This window comes from Aestuariibaculum sp. M13 (assembly GCF_024723255.1).
Classification (GTDB): Bacteria; Bacteroidota; Bacteroidia; order Flavobacteriales; family Flavobacteriaceae; genus Aestuariibaculum; species Aestuariibaculum lutulentum.
Genome location: NZ_JANIAC010000004.1, coordinates 167,085 through 183,287 on the forward strand (window position 1 = coordinate 167,085; position 16,203 = coordinate 183,287).

General features: G+C 35.6%; 15 protein-coding genes. 5 read left to right on the plus strand and 10 right to left on the minus strand.

The annotated features are described in order from the left end of the window. Window positions 1-2: 2 nt before the first annotated feature. The 3 genes from NO995_RS14465 to NO995_RS14475 form a co-directional block, all read right to left on the minus strand. Window positions 3-1,031, minus strand: coding sequence for a rod shape-determining protein (locus NO995_RS14465; RefSeq protein WP_240573592.1), 1,029 nt, complete (start codon window positions 1,029-1,031; stop codon window positions 3-5). A gap of 168 nt (window positions 1,032-1,199) precedes the next feature. Then, window positions 1,200-2,732, minus strand: a complete 1,533-nt coding sequence (gene purH / locus NO995_RS14470; protein WP_240573591.1) for a bifunctional phosphoribosylaminoimidazolecarboxamide formyltransferase/IMP cyclohydrolase — start codon at window positions 2,730-2,732, stop codon at window positions 1,200-1,202. A 157-nt stretch (window positions 2,733-2,889) separates the two neighbouring features. Next, entirely contained in the window at window positions 2,890-3,345 is a 456-nt protein-coding gene (locus tag NO995_RS14475; RefSeq protein ID WP_258228115.1) for a GAF domain-containing protein, read from the minus strand. Window positions 3,346-3,422: 77 nt separating this feature from the next. On the opposite strand from NO995_RS14475, the gene xrtF reads away from it, so the two are divergent. Both xrtF and NO995_RS14485 read left to right on the plus strand, forming a co-directional pair. Further along, window positions 3,423-3,974 carry an exosortase family protein XrtF gene (gene xrtF / locus NO995_RS14480; protein WP_258228116.1) on the plus strand — a complete coding sequence of 184 codons (552 nt, stop codon included), beginning with the start codon at window positions 3,423-3,425 and terminating at the stop codon, window positions 3,972-3,974. After that, on the plus strand, window positions 3,967-4,395 hold the full coding sequence (locus NO995_RS14485; RefSeq protein WP_258228117.1) for an exosortase F system-associated protein: 429 nt from the start codon (window positions 3,967-3,969) through the stop codon (window positions 4,393-4,395). Before xrtF ends, NO995_RS14485 begins: the two co-directional genes overlap by 8 nt. A 72-nt stretch (window positions 4,396-4,467) precedes the next feature. Here NO995_RS14485 and groL read toward each other — a convergent pair whose 3' ends face one another. The 7 genes from groL to miaB all read right to left on the minus strand — a co-directional run bounded on the left by groL (window position 4,468) and on the right by miaB (window position 11,220). Then, complete coding sequence (gene groL, locus NO995_RS14490) at window positions 4,468-6,093, minus strand: chaperonin GroEL (protein ID WP_240573587.1); 1,626 nt, start codon at window positions 6,091-6,093, stop codon at window positions 4,468-4,470. 31 nt (window positions 6,094-6,124) lie between these two features. Next, window positions 6,125-6,400, minus strand: coding sequence for a co-chaperone GroES (gene groES / locus NO995_RS14495; RefSeq protein ID WP_188216614.1), 276 nt, complete (start codon window positions 6,398-6,400; stop codon window positions 6,125-6,127). A gap of 150 nt (window positions 6,401-6,550) precedes the next feature. Next, window positions 6,551-6,901: a preprotein translocase subunit SecG gene (secG, locus tag NO995_RS14500; RefSeq protein ID WP_240573586.1), complete on the minus strand. Its 351-nt coding sequence runs from the start codon at window positions 6,899-6,901 to the stop codon at window positions 6,551-6,553. Next, on the minus strand, window positions 6,901-7,869 hold the full coding sequence (locus NO995_RS14505; protein WP_258228118.1) for a hypothetical protein: 969 nt from the start codon (window positions 7,867-7,869) through the stop codon (window positions 6,901-6,903). Before NO995_RS14505 ends, secG begins: the two co-directional genes overlap by 1 nt. Window positions 7,870-7,908: 39 nt before the next feature. After that, window positions 7,909-8,418, minus strand: coding sequence for an LptE family protein (locus NO995_RS14510; protein ID WP_240573584.1), 510 nt, complete (start codon window positions 8,416-8,418; stop codon window positions 7,909-7,911). Window positions 8,419-8,487: 69 nt separating this feature from the next. Next, window positions 8,488-9,762, minus strand: coding sequence for a sigma-54-dependent Fis family transcriptional regulator (locus tag NO995_RS14515; RefSeq protein ID WP_258228119.1), 1,275 nt, complete (start codon window positions 9,760-9,762; stop codon window positions 8,488-8,490). A 9-nt stretch (window positions 9,763-9,771) separates the two neighbouring features. After that, the gene (gene miaB, locus NO995_RS14520) at window positions 9,772-11,220 is read right to left on the minus strand and encodes a tRNA (N6-isopentenyl adenosine(37)-C2)-methylthiotransferase MiaB (RefSeq protein WP_258228120.1); all 1,449 of its coding nucleotides are present in this window, start codon (window positions 11,218-11,220) and stop codon (window positions 9,772-9,774) included. A 167-nt stretch (window positions 11,221-11,387) separates the two neighbouring features. Here miaB and NO995_RS14525 point away from each other — a divergent pair, with 167 nt between their 5' ends. The 3 genes from NO995_RS14525 to topA all read left to right on the plus strand — a co-directional run bounded on the left by NO995_RS14525 (window position 11,388) and on the right by topA (window position 16,191). Then, on the plus strand, window positions 11,388-12,623 hold the full coding sequence (locus tag NO995_RS14525; protein WP_258228121.1) for an LVIVD repeat-containing protein: 1,236 nt from the start codon (window positions 11,388-11,390) through the stop codon (window positions 12,621-12,623). A 146-nt stretch (window positions 12,624-12,769) separates the two neighbouring features. After that, window positions 12,770-13,552: a hypothetical protein gene (locus NO995_RS14530; RefSeq protein ID WP_258228122.1), complete on the plus strand. Its 783-nt coding sequence runs from the start codon at window positions 12,770-12,772 to the stop codon at window positions 13,550-13,552. A 137-nt stretch (window positions 13,553-13,689) separates the two neighbouring features. Further along, window positions 13,690-16,191 (plus strand): type I DNA topoisomerase, encoded by a 2,502-nt coding sequence (gene topA, locus NO995_RS14535; RefSeq protein ID WP_258228123.1) that lies wholly within the window; start codon window positions 13,690-13,692, stop codon window positions 16,189-16,191. The last annotated feature ends 12 nt before the right edge of the window (window positions 16,192-16,203 follow it).

Consider the following 16,203-nt stretch of genomic DNA (forward strand, 5'->3'; position numbering starts at 1 on the left):
GCCTATTTAATCAGTACACTTTTGTATTTAGGTAAATTTTTAAGTGTAATGCCTGTACCTCTTACTACGGCTCTTAAAGGATCTTCTGCGATATAAACCGGTAAATCTGTTTTTAAAGATAAACGTTTGTCTAAACCTCTAAGCATAGAACCACCACCGGCAAGATAAATACCAGTATTGTAAATATCGGCAGCTAATTCGGGCGGGGTTTGCGATAAGGTTTCCATAACCGCATCTTCAATTCGTAAAATAGATTTATCAAGGGCTTTAGCAATTTCACGGTGTGATATAGAAACCTGTTTAGGTTTTCCTGTTAATAAATCACGACCCTGAACGCTCATATCGTCTGGTGGCAACTCTAAATCTTCGGTTGCTGCACCAATTTGAATTTTAATTTTTTCAGCAGTACGCTCACCAACATATAAGTTGTGTTGTGTACGCATGTAGTAAACAATATCGTTTGTAAATACGTCTCCCGCAATTTTTACCGATTTGTCACATACAATACCTCCTAAGGCAATAACGGCGATTTCGGTAGTACCACCACCTATATCTACAATCATATTTCCTTTAGGTTGCATAATATCCACACCAATACCAATTGCCGCAGCCATTGGTTCGTGTATTAAGTAAACCTCTTTACCATTTACGCGCTCGGCACTTTCTTTAACCGCACGCATTTCAACCTCTGTAATTCCCGATGGAATACAAACCACCATACGTAATGCCGGTGTGAAGAACTTCTTTTTTAATGCCGGTATGTTTCTAATAAACATACTAATCATTTGTTCTGAAGCGTCGAAATCTGCAATAACCCCGTCTTTTAACGGACGAATGGTTTTAATGTTCTCATGGGTTTTTCCCTGCATTAAACTGGCTTCCTGTCCGACGGCAATAATTTTACCTGATACTCTATCGCGAGCAACGATAGAAGGAGCATCAACAACAACTTTGTCGTTGTGAATAATTAAGGTGTTGGCAGTACCTAAATCTATTGCGATTTCTTCGGTTAGGAAGTCAAAAAATCCCATGGGCAATTAAATAATTTTTGAGGTTTAAAACGTTTCTCGTAAATGTAGTAAAAGTTAATAAATATATTAAGGTTTAAACGCCTACAAATTTTAATAAATTCGTACTTAGTGTAGTTATACGAGATTTATCAAGCTTTAGACTATTTAAACCTTAATATTTGTGTGTTTTTAGTGTTTAAAGTGACGTGTTCCTGTAAATACCATAGCCACATCGTTATCGTTACAGTAATCGATGCTTAATTGGTCTTTAATAGAACCACCTGGTTGAATAACCGCTTTAATACCTGCTTTGTTTGCAATCTCTACACAATCAGGGAATGGGAAAAATGCATCACTTGCCATTACCGCACCATTTAAATCGAAGTTAAATGAGTTTGCTTTGTGAATTGCTTGCTCTAAAGCGTCAACACGGCTTGTTTGTCCAGTTCCACCAGCACATAATTGTTTGTTTTTAACTAAAATTATGGTGTTAGATTTTGTGTGCTTACAAATTTTTGAAGCAAAGATTAAATCTTCTAACTCGGCTTGAGAAGGCTTGTTGTTAGTCACGTAAGTTAAACCTTCAATAGTATCTGTTACATTATTTCTGTCTTGAACAAGAATTCCATTTAAACAACTTCTAACGTTTGTTTGAGGTAATTCTACATCATTTAAAACAAGGATAATTCTGTTCTTTTTGCTTTTTAAGATTTCTACAGCTTCGTCTTCGTAAGCTGGAGCGATAATCACTTCACAGAATAAACTGTTGATTTCTTCAGCAGTTGCTTTATCAATAGCCGTGTTGCTGATTAAAACTCCACCAAAAGCAGAAACAGGATCTCCGGCTAAAGCATCAACGTAAGCCTGGTGAATCGTTTCGCTTTGAGCAAAACCACAAGCATTGTTGTGTTTTAAGATAGCGAATGTAGGTGCTTCACCTTTAAATTCGTTAATTAAGTTAACGGCAGCATCAACATCTAATAGGTTGTTGTAGCTTAATTCTTTTCCGTTAAGTTTGGTAAACATCGCGTCGAAATCTCCGAAGAACGATCCTTTTTGGTGTGGGTTTTCTCCGTAACGTAAAGCTTTACCGTTAGTTTCGCTAATTTTTAAAACTACTTCTTCATTGTTTTGGTTGAAGTAGTTGAAGATAGCAGAATCGTAGTGCGATGATACGTTGAAGGCTTTTGTAGCAAAACGTTTTCTATCTTCTAATGAAATGCTTCCGTTGTTTTTAGAAATGATTTCTAAGAATTCAGCGTAATCATCAACAGACGCCACACAAGTAACATCTGCAAAGTTTTTAGCAGCTGCACGAATTAACGAAATTCCACCTATATCGATTTTTTCAATAATATCTTGTTCGCTAGCGCCTGAAGCAACTGTTTTTTCAAACGGGTATAAATCAACAATAACGACATCGATTTGAGGGATTTCGAAATCCGCCAATTCTTTAACGTCACTTTCATTATTTTGTCTGTTTAAAATACCACCAAATACTTTTGGGTGTAATGTTTTTACACGACCACCAAGAATAGATGGGTACGATGTAATTTCTTCAACAGGAACGACGTCGATACCTAAGTCGTTAATGAATGTTTGAGTTCCTCCAGTAGAGTAGATGGTTACACCTTGTTCGTTTAGTTTTTTTACGATTGGCTCTAAACCGTCTTTACTAAATACTGAAATTAATGCTGATTTTACTGTTTTTTCGTTGCTCATTTTTCTAAACTAGTTATAAAGTGCAAAAGTAGTTATTTTTTGCTCAAAAACAGACTTAGAAATGTTGAAAAAACACGGAGAATTTTTTGCTTTAAAATCAGGTGAAAAACAATTTTTAATTAAGCTAAAAATGCAAGCTTTTGAAGCTGAAATTTGACTATAAAATGGATGCCACCTGAGCGCAAACAAATTCTAAAAAGCGTTCGTCGGCTTCTGTAAACGGGTCAGGGGTGTTAGAGTCAATGTCGATTTGCCCAATATTTTCACCATTAACAAAAATAGGAATAACGATTTCGGCTTTCACAGTAATGCTACAAGCTATGTAGTTGTCTTGAGCCGCAACATCTGGAACTACAAAATTTTGGTTGCTTACAGCTACTTGTCCGCAAATGCCTTTTCCAAACGGAATAATCGTGTGGTCGGTTGGTTCGCCAACATAAGGACCAAGTTTTAATTCTTCTTTATCACCGTTTCTAAAATAAAACCCAACCCAATTGTAATAACTAACATTTGCTTCTAAAATTTCGCAAATATTTAAAAGACGCTCATCTACCGATTTAGACGTATTTGCGATTATAGTTTCTACTTGAGGTTTTAGGGTTTCAAAAATCATAATTCAAAAGTTTTAGCAAAAGTATTTAAAAAGCTGTAATTTCGAAATTCAGTTAAAAGGAATTTTAACGTTATCATTTGAAAGCACTTCTAGTAAAATACAAACTCGTTATTAAATTTATACTGACCTTTTTGTCAGTTTATTTGATGTTGTCGTTAGGGTATAAGTTTTACTTACAATTTTCAGACGGTTCCTTGTATTATCCGGATTATATAACGCATTTAGTGGCTGTGCAATGTCAGGATTTGTTACAGGTTTTAGGGTGTCAGGTAGATATGATTCCTCATCCAAACGAACCTTCTATTAAAGTTTTGTTGAATGGCAGTTATATTTCGAGAATTATTGAAGGTTGTAATGCCTTTAGTGTGATTATTCTGTTCGTATCATTTATTGCTGCCTTTGCATCAGATTTTAAAACCACTTCTATTTACATGTTACTTGGAAGTGTTTTAATTTATGTGGTGAATCTTATTCGAATTGTTATCATTAATTTAGGGTTGTATTACTATCCAGAGTATGAAGCTGTATTGCATGAAGTTATATTTCCCGTGATTATTTATGGTATGATGTTTTTGCTTTGGGTATTTTGGGTGAATCGGTTTTCAAAAATAAAACGTGTAAATGCCTAAAGCTTTAACTTACATATTGCTTGCTGTTTTATTTGGATTGTTGATTCTAATCCGCGCTTACGAAGGTAATTTGTTTTATGACCCGTATCTTACGTTTTTTAAAAATGACTATTTATACATCGATAGCCCAAGGCGTGAGTTGGCAAAGCTTGTGCTTTATACCAGTTTGCGCTTTTGGTTGAATACTTTGGTGTCGTTAGGTATTCTCTATTTGTTTTTTAAAGATTTGTCGATTGTTAAGTTTTCGGTGTTCTTTTATGCCGTAGCATATATTGTATTAATTTTAATATTCCTGTATTTTGTTGTTAATCCGAGACAGGAAGATTATTACTTGTTTTTCAATTTTAGAAGATTTCTTATTCAGCCTTTAATATTATTACTGTTGTTACCAGCGTTTTACTATTATAAGCTGAATAAATAAAGTCATAAAAAAACGCTCCAACATTTGTTGGAGCGTTTTTTGAATTTATTATTTGCGTATCGAGGCTCTCAATTACATCATGCCTGGCATACCACCACCCATTGGCATAGCTGGCGCATCTTCTTTAATGTCAACTAGAGCACATTCGGTAGTTAAGATCATTCCAGAAACAGATGCTGCATTTTCTAATGCTACACGTGTAACTTTCTTAGGATCGATAATACCTGCTTTAAGCATATCAACATAAGCTTCAGATTTAGCATCGTAACCAAAGTTTGCATCACCTTCTAATACTTTGTTAACAACAACGCTACCTTCACCACCTGCATTTTCTACGATAGTACGTAAAGGCGCTTCGATAGCACGAGCTACGATTTGAATACCTGTAACTTCGTCTAAGTTTTCAGTAGTAAGTCCTTCTAAAACAGCTTTTGCTCTTACTAAAGCAACACCACCACCTGCAACGATACCTTCTTCTACAGCAGCTCTTGTTGCATGTAAAGCATCATCAACACGGTCTTTTTTCTCTTTCATTTCAACTTCAGAAGCAGCACCAACGTAAAGAACAGCAACACCACCAGCTAATTTAGCTAAACGCTCTTGTAATTTTTCTTTATCGTAATCGCTAGTCGTTGTTTCGATTTGCGCTTTAATTTGGTTTACACGTGCTTTAATGTTGTCCGCATCACCAGAACCGTTAACAATAGTTGTATTGTCTTTATCAATCGTTACAGTTTCAGCAGTACCTAACATGCTTAAATCTGCATTTTCTAAGGTAAATCCTCTTTCTTCAGAAATAACAACACCACCAGTTAAGATAGCGATATCTTCTAACATGGCTTTACGTCTGTCACCAAAACCAGGAGCTTTAACGGCAGCGATTTTTAATCCACCTCGTAATTTGTTTACTACTAAAGTAGCTAATGCTTGTCCGTCTACATCTTCAGCGATGATTAATAATGGACGACCAGATTGAGCAACTGGTTCTAATATTGGAAGGATTTCCTGTAGGTTAGAAATCTTTTTGTCGAATAATAATATATAAGGATTGTCTAATTCAGCAATCATTTTATCTGTATTTGTAACGAAGTAAGGCGATAGGTAACCGCGGTCGAATTGCATACCTTCAACAACATCAACATAAGTATCCATACCTTTAGCTTCCTCAACAGTGATAACACCTTCTTTACCAACTTTAGAGAACGCTTGTGCAATTAATTCTCCAATAGTGTCATCGTTGTTAGCAGAGATTGCAGCAACTTGTTTGATTTTTTCTGAAGAGTTTCCTACTTCCTGAGATTGTGCTTCAAGATCTTTTGTGATGGCTTCAACAGCTTTATCGATACCACGTTTTAAATCCATTGGATTAGCACCGGCAGCAACATTTTTTAATCCTTCTTTCACGATGGCCTGAGCTAAAACAGTAGCAGTGGTTGTACCGTCACCTGCCAAATCGTTAGTTTTTGAAGCTACTTCTTTTACCATTTGCGCTCCCATGTTTTCAAGAGCGTCGTCTAATTCAATTTCTTTAGCTACAGAAACACCATCTTTAGTTACATGAGGTGCACCAAAACTTTTTCCGATGATTACGTTACGTCCTTTAGGACCTAAAGTTACTTTTACAGCGTTTGCTAATGCATCAACACCACGTTTTAAACCGTCGCGTGCTTCAATATCAAATTTTATATCTTTTGCCATTTTTTATGTATTGTTTTGTGTTGTTAAGAAATTAAATGATTGCTAAAATGTCGCTTTCACGCATAATTAAATAATCTTTACCTTCTAATTTTAATTCTGTTCCAGCATATTTACCATATAAAACAGTGTCGCCAACTTGTACAGTAATAGGTTCGTCTTTAGTACCTTTTCCAGCAGCTATAACAGTTCCTCTTTGTGGCTTTTCTTTGGCGTTATCTGGAATAATAATTCCTGAAGCGGTTTTAGTTTCAGCTGCAGCTGGTTCAATAAGAACACGGTCTGCTAATGGTTTAATGTTCAATGCCATTTGTATATATTTTTAAGTTTATAAAAATTAAAGTTTATCGCGAATGCTTTATTCTAAAAGTGTGCCAATAGTGTATAACTGACAAACTTGCAGCAACAAAAAATGCCAACTTGAAAAGTTGGCATTTTTTATATATGATTGTCGCATGTTTTACTCAGCAGCTTCGTTAGCAGGTGTTGCAGTGTCGTCTGCAGACTGTACTGGGTTTGGTAACGGTTGAGCAGTAGTTTCAGCGTCTAAAGCTTTAGAATCTACAGTGTCTCCACCTCTGTTAATCGCCATATTAGATAATAAGATTAATACTAATAAAAGCGTTGCTAACGTCCATGTACTTTTGTCTAAAAAGTCGGTTGTTTTTTTAACACCACCTAATTGTTGTGTTCCACCACCACCGAAAGAAGAAGATAACCCGCCTCCTTTTGGGTTTTGTACCATGATAACTACGATTAGTAAAAATGCTACTATAACGATTAATGCTAAAAATATTGTAAACGTGCTCATTATTCTAATTTATTTTGTTCTTGTAATTGTTGTACTGCTTTAATTTGGTTTGCAAAGAAACTATTTTTTTCTGGATATTTCAAACTTAAAATTTTATAAGATTGAATTGCTTTTTTATAGTTCTTTTGTTCTACGTAAATTCTGGCCAAAGTCTCTGTCATTAAGGCTTCTGGCTGTATCATTTGTGCTTCGGCTAAATTCCCTTTTGAAGCCGAAGATTTTGTCGGGTTTATTTTTGGGTTTTCCTGAATGAATTTCTCTATTAAATCAAACTTTTTTTCCCGTTCTAAACTGTCGTTTGTTTCAGGTTCACTTACAGGTTCTGTTGTTGATTCCTTTGCAACTTCTGGTTCTGTTTGAGTTTTTTCTTCAGCAGGTTCGTTGCGTTCTATGGGTTTAAAACGAGTAAGTTGCAGCCATTCGTTAAACGAATGCGTTTCGTTTTTTTCAAATTCGAAAGGCTTACCAATGTTTAATATTATAGCTGGCGATTCACTGTCTTCTGGTTTAATTTCAGAAGGTTCGGGAGCAACTTCTATTGTTTTTGGTAGACGAGCTTCCTTAGGTTCAAACAGTGCAGGATCTAAAACACCTGTGGTGTCTTTTACTTGTTGTTGTAAATTATCGTCAATTTCAACACGACGGTTTACCGAAATATCTTCATAATCAACTTCAATATCCCAAACATTAGAAATATTTTGTTTTATAGATTCTGAAATTTCATTTTGGAGAAATTCTTCAGAAGTGATAAAGTCAAACAGAATGCTGCGATCGGTTGTGTAAGCTGCTGTCGTTTTAAGTTCCTGATTGTATTTAAAACTACTCTGGTCTTTTAATCCTTTAAGATAAATGGCGCGTGCCGGTTGAAAATATGGAAATTCGTCAATGATAGATTTTACCGCTTCAGTCTGCTCGTGTGTTATAGACTGCGGATGCTGAAGGATATATGTGAAATCTGTTGGGTTCATTGGCTAAACCAAATTTAATAATTTTTTACAATCAAAAAACTACCACTTGGCAAGTGTAGCATTAAAGATGTCTTGTGTTAAACGCTGAAATATTTCTTCGTGAGCTGTTGCTTTTTGAGATCCGGTAAGTAAAGATGATCCTGGATAATCGTAGAAGAAAGAGAAGCTTTGTTCTAAATCGTCTTCCTCTTTTTTCTTATTAAAGAATCTAACTTTTACAGAAATAGTTAAACGGTTTTGAGCTGCAGTGTTTTGAGAAGTTGCAGTGGTTGGAGAAATACGATAATCGGTAATTTCGCCTTCGTACAATAAGTCTCCATTAGTGGTTACCAAACTTAAATTAGTTTGATTTTGAATTAAATCCTGCAATGTATTTTGAAATTCTAAATCTAAACCAGGTTCGAATAATAAAGCGGTATTTTCAAAACGATTCACCTGAAATGTTTTTACGTTTGCTGGAACCGAAGCTCCTGTAAAAGAGTAAATACCACAGTTTAATAATGTAAAGCTTAATGCTAGAAATGATAAGTAAATAAAGTGTTTTTTCATGTTGTATAAACGCTGCTCGATAATCGATATTTAAATCATAAAGGATTAATCTTTCAACGGTTGATGGCTTTACAAATTGTATTGTTTAATTTTTCGGTATAAGGTACGTTCGCTAATACCCAACTCGGCTGCAGCTAATTTACGTTTTCCAGCGTGACGCTCAAGCGATTTTTTAATTAATTCTAATTCTTTGTCTTGTAACGATAAAGTTTCCTCCTCTTCAATTTCTTCAGCAAAATGGTATTTATCACTTACAGCTTCTGGAATATTATGTTGAATGGTATGCTCAGGAATGGAAAGCATTTCGCTGTTTTGAATAGGGTCTTCCTCGTATTCAGCTTCATCATCCTCTGTATCATTACCGTAGATTTTCTGAATTAATCCTTCATGGCTTTTCTCCACGTCTTTGGTGTTGCCACTCTTCATTAATTCGAGCGTTAATTTCTTTAAATCGTTAAGGTCGCTTTTCATATCGAAAAGGACTTTGTATAAAATTTCACGCTCACTACTAAAATCACTTTCCGATTTAGATGTTTTAATAACTGCCGGTAAATTTGAAGAACTATTAGGAAGATAACTTACTAAAGTTTCAGCCGAAATGGTTCTTTCCTGTTCTAAAACCGATAATTGTTCTGCGATATTACGTAACTGTCTGATGTTTCCGCTCCATCTGTAATTGGTTAATGTTTGCACGGCGGCATCGGTTAATTTGATGGTTGGCATTTTGTATTTTAAGGCAAAATCGCTGGCAAATTTCCTGAACAACAAATGAATGTCCTCCTGACGTTCGCGTAATGGTGGTAGATGAATTTCCACTGTACTTAAACGGTAGTATAAATCTTCACGGAATTTTTCTTTTTCGATGGCTTCAAACATATTCACGTTTGTTGCAGCCACGATGCGAACGTTGGTTTTTTGAACCTTACTCGATCCTACTTTTAAAAACTCACCATTTTCTAAAACACGAAGTAAACGTACCTGTGTGGTTAAGGGTAATTCACCAACTTCATCTAAAAAAATGGTTCCGCCATCGGCCACTTCAAAATATCCCTCACGAGTTTGTGTGGCTCCGGTAAAGGCGCCTTTTTCGTGTCCAAAAAGTTCACTGTCAATAGTGCCTTCAGGAATGGCACCACAGTTAACTGCGATATATTTATTGTGTTTTCGGTGTGAAAGCTGGTGTATGATTTTTGGAATACTCTCTTTACCAACACCACTTTCGCCGGTAACCAAAACCGAAATATCGGTTGGTGCTACCTGGATGGCTTTTTCAATGGCACGATTTAGCGCGGGGGTATTACCTATAATGCCAAATCGTTGTTTTATAGCTTGAACAGATTCCATAAATAATTATTAGTTGTTTTCTGAATAGCCTACAGCTTCACCAATTAAAGTGGTGCTTGTACAGTCGGTAATTTTTACATTAACAAAATCGCCTGGTTTGTAATCGCCTTTCGGGAAAACAACCACTGTATTTTGGCTATTACGTCCTGACCAGTGTTCGCTTGAACGTTTTGAAAGTTTTTCAACAAGGACTTCTTCAACTTTGCCTAAATGCTCTTTTGTGCGGTAAAAGCTGTGTTCTTGTTGTAATTCAATAATTTCCTGTAAACGACGTTTTTTAGTGTCTTCAGGAATATCATCTTCCATTTTTCTTTCAGCTAAAGTTCCTGGTCTTTCAGAATAAGCAAACATAAAACCGAAGTCGTATTTTACATATTCCATAAGGCTTAAGGTGTCTTGGTGATCCTGTTCTGTTTCGGTTGGAAAACCAGAAATCATATCTTGAGAAATAGCACAATCTGGAATAAGACGTTTAATGTTATCAATTAATTCGAAATATTCTTCACGTGTGTGTTGGCGGTTCATTTCCTGTAAAATACGGTTGCTACCACTTTGTACCGGAAGGTGAATGTATTTACAAATATTTCGGTGTTTCGCCATAGATTCAATTACATCTAAAGTCATATCCTGAGGATTAGATGTTGAGAAACGGAAACGCATTTTTGGGAATGTCGTGGCACACATATCTAATAATTGTGCAAAGTTTACCGCTGTAGCTTTTTGAATATCGCTGGCTTTTTCAAAATCTTTTTTAAGTCCGCCACCATACCAAAGGAAACTATCGACATTTTGTCCAAGAAGTGTTACTTCTTTAAAGCCTCTGTTCCATAAATCGGTGATTTCTTCCATGATACTTTGCGGATCTCTACTACGCTCACGACCACGGGTAAACGGTACCACACAGAAGGTACACATATTGTCGCAACCACGTGTAATAGATACAAAAGCCGTTACGCCATTAGTATTTAAACGTACTGGAGCGATATCACCATAGGTTTCTTCTTTAGATAAGATAACGTTAATGGCATCTCGTCCTTCTTCAACTTCGGCTAATAAGTTTGGTAAATCTTTATAAGCATCTGGACCTACAACAAGATCCACGATTTTTTCTTCTTCTAAGAATTTTGTTTTTAAACGTTCGGCCATACATCCTAAAACACCAACCTTCATGCCTGGGTTGTGTGATTTTTTTACGGCATTGTATTTTTCCAAACGTTTACGAACGGTTTGCTCGGCTTTATCACGAATAGAACAGGTGTTAACAAGAACCAAATCGGCATCTTCTAAGTTTTGTGTCGTATTATAACCTTGTTCGGTAAGAATAGATGCTACAATCTCACTATCGCTAAAATTCATTTGGCAACCATAACTTTCAATAAAAAGTTTGCGGGTATTGCCGTCCTTTTGGTTTAAAACCAATGTTTCTCCTTGTTTGTTTTCGTCTATAATTTTCTCCATAACTATCTCAATCACGCGTGTATCTCAATAAGCATGCAAAGATACAATTAATTTATTGTTTCTGACAAAGTGACAGTTTAAAATTTATATTCAAATTATGAAAAATGTTGAATTTTATTACGCAACCATTTTTCATTTTCTGCATCTAAAAACAAACATCCAACATTATGAGACTAAAATATTTATTTCCTGTATTAGTTGCTTTTCTTGTATTTACATGTGATAGTGATAAGGAAGGCATGGAGCTCGTTCAAGTAGCCACTCCGGAAATTATGAGTAAGGCGGAATTTAGAAAAATGGTTGAAGTAACAAAACCATGTCCTATGGAGGAGATAGGTAAGATTTATGCTTACAGAAATTACATTTTTATTGGCGAAGTTGATGAAGGAATTCATGTAATAGATAACTCGAACCCTGTTTTTCCAAAAAAAATAAAGTTTATTAAAATTCCGAAAAACGAGGATGTTTCTGTAAAAGATGATATTCTTTATGCAGATAGTGCCAGTGATTTATTGGCGTTTGATATTTCTGATTTGTACAGCATTAAATTAATTGAAAGATTAGAAGATGTTTTTGATATTTATAATTACGATGTTCCTTTAGAGGCTCAGCGCATAGAGTATGCTAACTTTAACTATGAAACAGATGTTATTGTTGGGTGGAAGGTTAGTAGTAAATGGAGAGAGAAAATATATTGGGAAGCAACGGGAGGGCTTATGAATGATGCCTTTTCAGGTGGTGCCGAAAGTACTACTGGAGTTGGAGGTTCTTTGGCACGTTTTCAAATTGTTGATAATTATTTATACGCGGTTGGGCGGTCTGAAATGTCGATTTTTAATATTCAAGAATTAAGTGCGCCAACTTTGGAAGTTATACAGTCTGTGGGCTGGAATATTGAAACTATGTTTCATGTCGATAATTATCTGTACTTAGGTAGTACAAACGGCATGTATATATATAGTTTGAATGAGCCGGTAAGACCTGAATACGTTTCAGAATTTATTCATTGGCAAGGTTGTGATCCTGTTGTTGTAGATGGAAATTATGCCTATTTAACTCTGCGAGGAGGTAATTTTTGTGGGCAGTTAGAAAGTGTACTTGAAGTTATTGATGTAAGTGATAAATCTAATCCTGAATTAGCGGCACGGTACAGTTTAGATAATCCCTATGGTTTAGGAATAAAAGACGATGTGCTTTATGTTTGTGATGGGACTTCTGGTTTAAAGTTGTTTGATAAATCAGATCCTTTAAATTTGAATATGCTAGGAAATTTAAAAGATATTCAATCAAAAGATGTAATTCCTTTGGAAAATTCACTGTTAATGATTGGGGGTAATACTTTGTATCAATATGAATATTTAGAAAATGGTGTCAAATTGATAAGTGCTTTTTCTTTGAATTAGAGATGAGAGTATAAGAATTATAAAAGGCTTGTTTTAAACAAGTCTTTTTCGTTTTCAGTGGTTTACAAAATTTTAAATCCGCTATAATTTTTGTTTAATAATACAGAAAATAGTTACTTTGGTTATACACTAATCAAAATAACTTCATGAATACAATTAATACATTATTAGAAAAAATAGCTCAAGCTAAAGATTTAGACTTTGGAAATATTCTTAGTGAATCTATCGAATTGTTTAAGAAAACCTGGGTGCAGGGCTTTTTAATGCAACTGTTTACGTTAATAGTTTTGATGCCAATTCTTATTGTATTTTACATTCCGTTTATAACTATGATGATTGCTCAGCAAAATAGTGGGTATGCAAATACAGAGGCTATTGATAATTTTATGGCAGGAATTACAGTTGTGTATGTATTGTTGGTTTCAATTGGAGGCGTTTTGTTAGGAACTTTATCGATAGCTATAAATGCCGGGTTTTTTAGAATAATGAAAAAACTGGACTATGGTGAGGTAACAACAACTTCAGATTTTTTCTATTTTTTTAAAATGAACTATTTGACAAAGTTGTTCCTACTTCTTCTAGCAACTTTAGGAATTTCAATATTGGCGGCAGTTTTATGCTATTTACCTATTATATATGTTATGGTACCTTTGTCGTATTTCACTTTAGTTTTTGCATTTAACCCGGAATTTAGTGTAGGTGATATTGTGAAAACGAGTTTTAAACTAGGTAATAAGAAATGGTTAATCACCTTTGGTTTAATTTTAGTAGCGTCGTTGTTGTCTCAAATTGTAGGTTTTTTATTGTGTGGAATAGGGTTGTTAATCACTGCTCCGTTTGTATATCATCCAACCTATTTAATCTATAAGCATATTGTAGGTTTTAACGAAGCACATGTTATCGATGAAATTGGAACGTCGGTAGAATAAATTATAATATGAAACAAAAAGCCCGTTTTTTGCTTGCTGAAAACGGGCTTTTTTTATATATATTAGGGTAGATATTACGTGAAATTAGGCAGATAAACTTTTTTTCATATACATTTGTACCCTCAAAAAATCGAAGTATGGCGAAGAATTTAGTAATCGTAGAGTCACCTGCTAAGGCGAAAACTATTGAAAAATTTCTAGGAAAAGAATTTAAAGTAGAGTCAAGCTTTGGGCATATATCCGATCTTCCTTCAAAGGAATTAGGGGTAGATGTTGAAGGTGATTTTAAACCAAAATATGAAGTTTCTAAAGATAAGAAAGCGGTCGTAAAAAAACTGAAGGACTTAGCTAAGAATGCCGAAATGGTTTGGTTGGCAAGTGATGAGGACCGCGAGGGAGAGGCTATTGCATGGCACTTGGCGGAAACTTTGAAATTGGATAAAGAAAAAACAAAACGCATTGTTTTTCATGAGATTACTAAAACAGCAATTCAAAAAGCGATTGAAAACCCAAGAGGTATTGATTATGATTTGGTTGATGCACAACAGGCGCGTCGTATATTAGATCGTATTGTAGGTTACGAATTGTCTCCGGTACTTTGGCGCAAAGTTAAAGGCGGGTTGTCGGCAGGTCGTGTGCAGTCGGTTTCGGTACGTTTAATTGTTGAGCGCGAGCGTGAAATTCAGGGTTTCACTCCTGAGGCGTCTTACAGAATTGATGCTGAGTTTTCAAATGAAAACGGACAAGTATTCAAAGCTAAACTTCCAAAGAATTTTGATACCAAAGAAGAAGCTTATGCTTTTTTAGAATCTAATGCCACTGCCGATTTTAAAGTTGCTGAATTAGATAAAAAACCTGCTAAAAAATCGCCGGCAGCGCCATTTACAACCTCTACATTACAACAAGAGGCATCACGTAAATTATATTTTTCGGTAAGTAAAACCATGACTTTGGCTCAGCGCTTGTATGAGTCGGGGTTAATTACTTATATGAGAACAGATAGTGTTAACTTATCTGATGAAGCACGTCAGGGAGCACAAGCTGAGATCGAGAAAGCTTACGGTTCTAAATATAGTAAGCCAAGAAATTATGTTGGAAAAACCAAAGGAGCTCAAGAAGCGCACGAGGCGATCAGGCCAACAAGTTTTGCTACACATTCAGTTGATTTAGATCGCGATCAGGCTCGTTTGTATGATTTAATCTGGAAACGTGCTATTGCATCACAAATGAGTGAAGCAGAGTTAGAACGTACTAATGTAAAAGTAAGCGCATCTACACATAAGGAATTATTCACAGCTAGTGGAGAGGTTATTACTTTTGATGGTTTCTTAAAAGTATATTTAGAAGGAACTGATGACGAAGATGTAGAGCAAGAAGGTATGTTACCGGCAATGAAAGTAAATGAAACATTGCTAAATAATTATATAACTGCAACCGAGCGTTATTCACGTCCGCCAGCACGATATACAGAAGCCTCTCTTGTTAAGAAACTGGAAGAGTTAGGTATTGGTCGTCCGTCTACCTATGCACCGACTATTTCAACCATCCAAAATCGTAATTATGTTGAAAAAGGAACGGTTGATGGTGCCGAGCGCGATTATACGCAGTTAACTTTAAAAGGAGGTGCTGTAAAATCGAAAGTATTATCAGAGAAAGTAGGTTCAGATAAAGGAAAGTTAGTGCCAACCGATATTGGTATGATTGTAACCGACTTTTTGGTGAATCATTTTGAATCGATATTAGATTATAACTTCACGGCTAAGGTTGAGGAAGATTTTGATGAAATCGCTGAGGGTAAAGTAGACTGGTCTAAAATGATGAAAGACTTCTATAAAGATTTTCATCCGCAGGTTCAGGATGTTCAGGAAAATGCCGATAGAGAATCAGGAGAACGTATTCTTGGTGTAGATCCTGCAACGGGTAAACAGGTGAGTGTGCGTTTAGGGAAGTTTGGACCAATGGTTCAAATAGGAACACCAGAAGACGACGAGAAACCACAATTCGCAAGTTTAAGTCCGGATCAGCAATTGAATACCATCACATTTGAAGAGGCGATGGACTTATTTCAACTTCCAAAAGCTTTAGGAACTTATGAAGGAGAAACGATTGAAGTTAACAACGGGCGTTTTGGTCCTTATGTGAAATTTGGTTCAGAGTTTGTTTCACTTCCAAAAGGTCAGGATCCGTTAAGTGTTGAGCTGGAAGATGCTATTGCGTTAATTAAAGAAAAGCAGGAAGCCGACGCTCCTATATATCACTACAAAGAATTACCGGTACAAAAAGGTAAAGGACGTTTTGGGCCATTTATTAAGTGGAACAATATGTTTATCAATGTGAATAAAAAATACGACTGGGATAACTTATCCGATTCAGACATTGTAGAACTTATCGAAACTAAAATTCAGAAAGATATTGATAAGGTGGTGCATAACTGGGAAGAAGAAGGAATTAAAGTTGAAAAAGCACGTTGGGGAAGACATAATGTTATAAAAGGTAAAATTAAGGTTGAGCTGGATAAAACGGTTGATGCAGCTAAAATGACTTTAGAAGAAGCAAAAGCGTTAATTGAAGCCAAAACACCTAAGAAAAAGACCGCTAAGAAAGCCACAACAAAGAAAACAACAGCTAAAAAGAAGTAGTTTAAGGTTGCG